This window comes from Mesorhizobium sp. (assembly GCF_041661565.1).
GTDB lineage: Bacteria > Pseudomonadota > Alphaproteobacteria > Rhizobiales > Rhizobiaceae > Mesorhizobium.
In genome coordinates, this window is sequence record NZ_JBAZUD010000014.1 from 48,452 (window position 1) to 54,863 (window position 6,412).

Below are 6,412 nucleotides of genomic sequence, written 5' to 3' on the forward strand. Positions count from 1 at the left end.
GGTCTTAGAACAGGGATCCCTGGTTGCCGGGCTCTCTCGCCTTGAGGTGCCTGGCGGCCGGTTTCGGCCGCGCCGCGCCGCTGGTCGCCACCGCATCGGCGGTGCCGTCCGCGAACTCAAGCGACAGCGCCATTCCCGAGGCCACCTCGGCCGCTTGCTTGATAACCGCGCCGTCGGCGTCCTTCACCAGGGCGAAGCCGCGCGCCAGAACCGCCTTGTGCGACAGCGTCGCCATCAGCCTGTCGGCCTGGGCGACGCGCACGCGCAAACGCTCCAGCCTGAGCACCACAGCTTGCGTGCCGCGCCTCGTCAAAGCTGTCAGCAGGTCCCTCTGAACGCGTTGCCGCCGTGCCGTCGGCTCGATCGTGATGCGTCCTTCAAGCAAGGCCAGTTGCTGCCGGTGTCGCCGCAGCGATGCCTTGGCACATTTCGGCAACTGGTCCGCCGCACGATTGAACTCCGCCCGCCGGGTACGCGCCAATGCGCGCAACGCCCCTTGCGCGCGCAAGAGAGTGCGGTCGTTGGTGCGCCGCGCCTCGGCGATCCGCTGCGACAGCATCGCCGGTGTCAGCTTGACCGCGAAGAACCGTGCCCGCTTGCGTTCGGTGGAGACGATCAGGCCTCGGCTAAGCCGGCTTGCCGCCTCGTCGAGGTGCCGGCGCGGCAGTGCCAGCAATTGATCGGGCGAGGGGAGGGCGCGAGCGGCCGCGCGAGCCGCCTGCCGCTTGCGCTCGAAATTGCGCGAGATGGCCGCCTTGAGCCGCGCGCCGAGGCTGGCAAGCGTCGCCTCGAGATCAGCTTTCACTGGCACCGCCATTTCGGCGGCACCCGTTGGTGTCGGCGCCCGCATGTCGGCGGCGAGATCGATCAGCGTCCAGTCCGTCTCGTGGCCGACCGCCGAGATCACCGGAATGTCGGAGGCGGCAACGGCACGCGCCAGCGCCTCGTCGTTGAACCCCCACAGATCCTCGAGACTGCCGCCGCCGCGCGCCACGATCAGCACGTCGGGGCGCTGGATGGCGCCGTCCCAGGCCAGTGCGTTGAAACCCGTGACGGCATTGGTCACTTCCACGCCTGACGTCTCGCCCTGTACGCGCACCGGCCAGACCAGCACATGCAAGGGGAAGCGGTCCTTGATGCGATGGATGATGTCGCGGATCACGGAGCCTGTCGGCGAGGTGACGACACCGATGACGCGCGGCATGAACGGCAGCTTGCGCTTGCGACCGGCATCGAACAGCCCGTCTGCCTGCAGCCGCCGCTTGCGCTCTTCCAGCAGCGCCATCAGGGCGCCGGCGCCGGCGGGCTCCAGATTGTCGATGACGATCTGGTAGTTCGACTTTCCGGGATAGGTGGTGAGCTTGCCGGTGGCGATCACCTCCATCCCTTCCTCGGGGCGGAATTTCAGCCGGCTCATCGTGCCCTTCCACACCACGGCGTCGAGCCGGGCGCGGTCGTCCTTCAGCGCGAAATAGGCATGGCCGGAAGAATGCGGCCCGCGATAACCCGAGATCTCACCGCGCACCCGCACATTGCCGAAAACGTCCTCGACCGTGCGCTTGAGGGCGCCGGAGATCTCGCTCACCGTATATTCGGCGGCGTTGGTGCGTGATTCGGATGCTGCTTCGCTCATGCTGCGATTGGCGCGCTCATGCCGGCTCGCGTCAAGGCCTGTGCCGGCGGACAAGGCTTGCCTTGCCGTCGCTCAGCGGCGGCGGCACCGGCGCGGCGGGTTCTACCAACCGGGCAAAATCTGGTTCGGCTTCGTGCGTTTCATCTTGGAGAAGGCCAGGGCGGCAAAGTCGAAACTCCCGGCCTCCTCGCCGACCGGGACGGAAATATTGTCCAGGCTTTCCGAAATATGACGGGCGAGCGCATCGACGATTTCCGGCCGCGAGGTCTGGCCGCGCATGATGCCGATGCGGCAATCCGGCAGGGTGCCAAAGCCGTCGGCTTCGCCCAGCACCCGCATGCCGGGCCTGAGCGCGCATTCCGGCAGCACCGAGATCGCCAAGCCCGACAGCACGGCGGCGGTGATGACTGTGGCGGAAAAACTGGTGAACAGGATGCGGTAGTCGCGGTCCTGCTGGTCGAGCACGTCGACGGCCGCGCGCCGCCAGATGCAGTTCGGCCGGCCAAAGGCCATTGGCAGCGTCGGTTGTTCATGCGTCGCGTGGTTAGCCGAGGTCACCCACAGCAGCGGCTCGCGCCGCACCACTTCCGACTGGCCGCGCGTATCATTATGCGTCACCAGCGCCAGATCGAGATTGCCGCGCTTGATGTGTTCGACCAGCCCCGGCGTCGGTTCGCAGATAACGGTCAGTTCAACGCGCGGATTGGAGCGCGTGAAGCGCGCCATGATCTCCGGCAGGAAACGGTCGGCATAGTCGTCGGGCGTGCCGATGCGAATCGTGCCTTCGAGCCGCCGGTCGTCGAAAGCCGCAAGCGTCTCGCGGTTGAGGTAGAGCAGCCGCCGTGCGTAGGACAGCAGCTTGTCGCCTTCCTCGGTCAGCCTGTTGATGCGTCCGTCCTTCTGGAACAGCGGCTTGCCGATCCGCTCCTCCAGCCGGCGCATCTGCATCGATACCGCCGACTGGGTCCGATGCACCTCCTCAGCCGCCCGGGTGAAGCTGCCCGTGTCCGCGATGGTGATGAAGGTCTGCAGTTGATCGAGATCGAGCGGCGCTTTCATCGACTTGATCCATCATTGATGTTGATGCCTAGGATTAGAAACATTCGTTGGATTAATCAATCACGCGCTGGCAAATTCCTGTCATCCACATGAACGCATGTGAATCGAGACCGAAGCGGCGCTTTATCCAGCGCCGGTCGTCGGGTTCTGTCCGACCGAGCCTGAAGGAGACCGAGATGGCCACGTTTGATTTCGCCACCGAGACTTCGCGCGTCAGCTCGCGACCGGCTGTTGCGGCGCGCGTGGCAAACACCCTCTCCAACATTTACCGCGCGTGGAAAAACCGCCGTGCCTTCTATCGGCTTGGCGAGATGTCGGATGCCGAACTCGCCGATATCGGTCTGACGCGCGGCGATCTGCATGTCGCCGTCGACGTGCCGTTTGGCCGCGATCCGACCGCGATCCTGCGGGAAATCGCCAGCGATCGCGTCGAAACGATCGAGGACATCGCCCGTAAGGTCGCCTGATCATGGAATTCCGGTCCCGTGAACCTGTCTGAGGTTCGGCGCGACCGATAGTTATGCAGGCCCCCACTCCCTGCCGGATCCCCGCCGGCCCGCCTGCATCCTGCCCGGTCCTCCAAGGACCGGGCTTTTCTTTTCGGCTCTCCCGGACCGTCGATTGGCCGGCTAGATCTAGCGCTTGGCCCGCGTGAACTGATCGAACAGCGTCTCCACGCCCTTCATATAGTCGTCGCGCTGCTGGGCGCCGGTCTCGAACATCTTTCCGAACAGATCGTCGAACGGATTTGGCGGCTTGTCGCTCGGATTGGTCCGCGCTTCGGATGCCGGTGGCGGCGCCGGCTGCGCGCCGGGCATGCCGAAGCCGCTGCCCGACTTCAGCATATCCTCGAAAATCTTGCCCAGCGGATTGTCGCCATAGGGGCTTTGCGTCTGTTGAGGCTGCGCCTGCCGGGGCGCGCCGCCGCCGAACATGTCCTGGAAAACCTTTCCAAGCGGATTGTCACCGTATGGGTTCTGCGTCTGCTGCGGCGGACTCTGCGATTGTGCGCCGCCACCGAACATATCTTGCAAGACCTTTCCGAACGGATTGTCCATCGGGCTCTGCGGAGCCTGCTGCTGTGGAGGAGCCGGGGCCTGCATGCCGCCTTGCCGCATCATCTGCCCGATGATCTCGCCAAGCGGATTGCTGACCCCCGCAAACCCGCCGGTGGACTGCATTTGATTTGTCGTCTGCTTGAACAGTCCCCCCATGACCATCGAGGCGATGGCCGGCAGCATCTGCTGCAGGATCTGCTGGCTGACGCCGCTCGCCTGCGCCGCCTGGCTGGCCACGGCGCGCGACAGGTCCTTCGAACCGAACAGATGCCCCAGAATGCCGTTGCCTTCATCGACGCCTTGCGGCGAGAAGGCCCTGGCCGCGTCCTCGAAATACTTGGCGTGCTGTCCGCTTGCCATCGCCGTCATGAAGGCGCCGAGCCCATAGGGATCGGCGGTGTTGCGTTGCAACCCCTGCGAGAAGGCCGGCAGCAGTGCCGCCACCGCCGACTGGGTCTGCTGCATTGAAAGCCCATACTGCTCAGCCAGCGCCTGCAGGCCATTGCCGTTCTGGGCCTGCGCCAGGATATCGAACAAGGAAGGCATTGGTCTCTCCTCCGGAAATCCTCGTCGGAGAAGCTAATGCATGTCGCCCGAAAGTGACATCGTTTTTGGGAGAACGCCATTCATCAATAAAGCGCGTCGCCTGGATCGCTTCCGACGCGACGCGCTTTGGTTGGTTCCACTGCCGAATGAAGCGGCCTTGCCAATCGATCGGCGTTCAAGCCAGCTTCAATAGGCGTATTCCATGAACACCGGCTCGATCGAGCCGCCCCAGCGCGTGTGATAGGCCGAGAGCATCTCCTCGGCGCTGGTGGTGCCCCGCGCGACGACTTCATCGAGCGTGTTGAGGAACGAGGTCTCGTCGTAGCCGTCACGGTTCTTGCGGCCACGGTTCTTCAGGCCCATGCGCGAAATCACCATCACGTCGCGCGCGATTTCGCGCAGCGTGGTGTTGCGGAAGGGAGCGGAAATGCCCTCTTCCGGCACCGCATTGCGCATCGCCAGCACTTCTTCATAGGTCCAGCTCGAGGTCAGCGCCTCGGCGGCGTCGAGCGCCGCTTCGTCGTAGAGCAGCCCGACCCAGAAGGCCGGCAGCGCGCAGATGCGCCGCCATGGTCCACCGTCGGCGCCACGCATTTCAAGGAAGCGCTTCAGTCGCACATCCGGGAACAGCGTCGACAGATGGTTCGCCCAGTCGCCGATGGTCGCCAGCCCGTCGGGCACCTCATTGCGGGCGGCTCCGGCCATGAACTGGCGGAAGGTGATGTGCGTCATGTCGTGATAGCGCCCGTCGCGGATGATGAAATACATCGGCACGTCGAGCGCCCATTCGACATAGTCGGCGAAACCGAACTCGGGCGAAAAGCAGAATTCAAGCAGGCCCGACCTCTGGTTGTCGGTGTCGCGCCAGATATCCCCGCGCCAGCTCTGCAAACCGTTCGGCCGGCTCTCGGTGAAGGGCGAGTTGGCGAACAGCGCGGTCGCCAGCGGCTGCAGCTTCAGCGACACCTGCATCTTGCGGCGCATATCGGCTTCGCTCTCGAAATCGAGATTCACCTGGATCGTGCAGGTGCGGTACATCATGTCGAGGCCCTTGGAGCCGACCTTGGGCATGTAGCGCGTCATGATCTCGTAGCGCGATTTCGGCATTTTCGGCGTCTCGGCCAGCGACCATTTCGGACTGCCGCCAAGGCCGAGAAAGCGGATGCCCATCGGTTCGGCGATCTCGCGCACCTGAGCCAAATGGGCATTGCCCTCGCGGCAGGTCTGGTGGATCGTCTCCACCGGTGCGCCGGACAATTCGAACTGGCCGCCGGGTTCCAGCGAAATCGCGCCCTGGCCGGTCGGCTCGACCAGGCCGATGATGCGGCCGTCATCGATGATCGGATCCCAGCCGAGCTTCTGCTGCATGCCTTCGAGAATGGCGCGGATGCCGCGCTCTCCGCCATAGGGCACAGGCGCGTTGCCGTCGACATAGAACGGGAATTTCTCGTGCTCGGTGCCGATGCGCCACTTGTCGCGCGGCTTGTTTCCTTCGGCCAGATGTTCGACGAGCTCGTCGACGCCTTCGATCGGCCGGAAATCGGTTGTGTCGCGCGCCATGGTTCAGCCCTCAGAGGCGGTCGGGCGACCGCCGGCGGTAAATGGACGAAATGTCAGCAGCCGATCAAGCGAAAAATCCTGAGCCAGAGGTCAAGAGGAATTGAAGGCCACGATCCGGGGCGGCCTCTTGCAACAAATCAACCCTTACCAGTCCCCGATCGTCGCCTGGATCACCGCCAGGGCGGCCACCGCCGCCGTGTCGGCGCGCAGGATGCGTGGCCCAAGCGGAATGGCGGTCACGAAAGGCAACGCGCGCAGCACTTTGCGTTCATCCTCGGAGAAGCCGCCCTCCGGTCCGACCAGCAGCGCGAGCTTCTTTTCCTCCACCGCCCGCAACGCGGAGAGCGGATTGTCGGTCGAGGCGTCCTCGTCGCAGAAGATCAGCCGCCGCTCCCTGTCCCAGCCGGCCAGCAGCCGTTCGAATTTTTCCGCCTCGCGCACATCCGGCACCGCCAGGATGCCGCATTGCTCGGCGGCTTCCACGACGTTGGCGCGCAGGCGGTCGATCGAGGGCTTCGCCACTTGCGTATGCTGGCTGATGACCGGTTGCAGGATG

The 6,412-nt window shown here is 64.7% G+C and carries 6 protein-coding genes; 1 reads left to right on the forward strand and 5 read right to left on the reverse strand.

The window, feature by feature from the left end; all coding sequences use genetic code 11:
* Positions 1 to 4: 4 nt before the first annotated feature.
* Together xseA and WC739_RS04620 are read right to left on the reverse strand one after the other, a co-directional pair.
* Positions 5 to 1,633, reverse strand: a complete 1,629-nt coding sequence (xseA, locus tag WC739_RS04615) for an exodeoxyribonuclease VII large subunit (RefSeq protein ID WP_372951833.1) — start codon at positions 1,631 to 1,633, stop codon at positions 5 to 7.
* Between the two features lie 102 nt (positions 1,634 to 1,735).
* Positions 1,736 to 2,692 carry a LysR substrate-binding domain-containing protein gene (locus WC739_RS04620; RefSeq protein ID WP_372951835.1) on the reverse strand — a complete coding sequence of 319 codons (957 nt, stop codon included), beginning with the start codon at positions 2,690 to 2,692 and terminating at the stop codon, positions 1,736 to 1,738.
* Positions 2,693 to 2,868: 176 nt separating this feature from the next.
* Between WC739_RS04620 and WC739_RS04625 the strand changes: the two genes are divergently transcribed.
* The gene (locus WC739_RS04625; protein WP_372951836.1) at positions 2,869 to 3,159 is read left to right on the forward strand and encodes a DUF1127 domain-containing protein; all 291 of its coding nucleotides are present in this window, start codon (positions 2,869 to 2,871) and stop codon (positions 3,157 to 3,159) included.
* Positions 3,160 to 3,327: 168 nt separating this feature from the next.
* Here the strand turns inward: WC739_RS04625 and WC739_RS04630 are convergent, their stop codons facing one another.
* The 3 genes from WC739_RS04630 to WC739_RS04640 all read right to left on the reverse strand — a co-directional run.
* Positions 3,328 to 4,296 (reverse strand): DUF937 domain-containing protein, encoded by a 969-nt coding sequence (locus WC739_RS04630; protein WP_372951837.1) that lies wholly within the window; start codon positions 4,294 to 4,296, stop codon positions 3,328 to 3,330.
* A 186-nt stretch (positions 4,297 to 4,482) separates the two neighbouring features.
* A complete protein-coding gene (locus WC739_RS04635; protein WP_372951838.1) occupies positions 4,483 to 5,856 on the reverse strand; it encodes a glutamate--cysteine ligase in 1,374 nt (457 codons plus the stop codon).
* A gap of 144 nt (positions 5,857 to 6,000) precedes the next feature.
* Positions 6,001 to 6,412, reverse strand: a 412-nt coding sequence (locus WC739_RS04640) for a 16S rRNA (uracil(1498)-N(3))-methyltransferase (protein ID WP_372951840.1), incomplete at its 5' end; no start/stop codon positions are given.